This window comes from Candidatus Kurthia intestinigallinarum (genome assembly GCF_003991225.1).
Taxonomy (GTDB): domain Bacteria; phylum Bacillota; class Bacilli; order Bacillales_A; family Planococcaceae; genus Kurthia; species Kurthia populi.
On record NZ_JTFC01000116.1, the window covers coordinates 1 to 1,217 of the forward strand.

Annotated in this window: 1 protein-coding gene; it reads left to right on the plus strand. The window is 38.9% G+C overall.

From position 1 onward, the window contains the following. Positions 1–819: RNA-guided endonuclease TnpB family protein (locus QI30_RS19040; RefSeq protein ID WP_148113900.1), on the plus strand; the 819-nt coding region annotated here is incomplete at its 5' end. Between the last annotated feature and the right edge of the window lie 398 nt (positions 820–1,217).

Consider the following 1,217-nt stretch of genomic DNA (forward strand, 5'->3'; position numbering starts at 1 on the left):
GTTCAAAGTTATACTACGAAGAATACGAATAACAATATTGCGATTGTCGGTAATCAAATGAAACTACCAAAATTAGGACTTGTAAAGTTTGCGAAATCTCGTGACATTGAAGGCCGCATTTTAAAAGCGACCATTAAATATAATGCGAGTGGTAAATTTTACGTGTCAGTCCTATGTGAAGTACCAGATTTCGAACTATTACCTCAAACAAACCAAGCTGTAGGCATAGATCTAGGCATCACTGACTTTGCCATTCTGTCCGATGGGCGTAAGGTGGATAACCAACGCTTTACAACCAAAATGGAACAGAAGCTTAAACGTGAGCAACGTAAACTATCTCGTCGCTACGAACAAGCAAAGAAGGACAAACGTGATCTACGTGAGTGTATGAATTACCAAAAGCAACGTCGTAAAGTTGCTCGCTTGCATGAACGTGTTGCTTTCCAGCGAGAAGATTTTTTAAACAAGCTATCAACGGCATTGATTCGTCAATATGACGTCATCTGCATCGAAAACTTAAATACCAAAGGTATGATGAAAAATCATAAGTTGGCAAAAGCGATTAGTGATGTGTCGTGGTCTGAATTTGTAACCAAGCTGAAGTATAAGGCGAAATGGTTCGGTAGAAAAATTGTCGAAATCGACAGATTCTACCCATCGAGCCAAATTTGTCATACTTGCGGTCATCGAGATGGCAAGAAACCATTAGATATTCGTGTGTGGACTTGTTCATCTTGTGGTACGACACTAGACCGAGATATTAATGCAAGTAAGAATATCTTAATCGAAGGGTTAAGACTTTTAAAGCAACAACCGTAGGAACTACGGGGATAGTCTACTAAAAAAAGTGAAGCCGCTGTTTCGGGTAAGTGGAAACAAGCAAGCACTGTTCGTAGGAATCTCCCACTTCAAGCAACGTTCGAAGAACGGCTAAGTGGGGGTAGTTCAATTTTGCTTAAATAAAAAACGCCTGGTGACCAAACCAGACGTTACACTACATGCGATTCTCGCGACAAGAATCTTTATATATTCATTCTATGCTCCAGTAAGTTATAAGTCAAACTATTGGTTTTTAGATTTTTTCATTCAAAAGAATGCTGTTGTGCCAAATGCTTTTTATAAATAGGAACGGCGAGATGCAGCATATCTTGAAGACAAAGCTTTGAAGGAAGAAGAGAAGTTAAAGCTATATATATTGGTACAGTAAAGCCCCTATA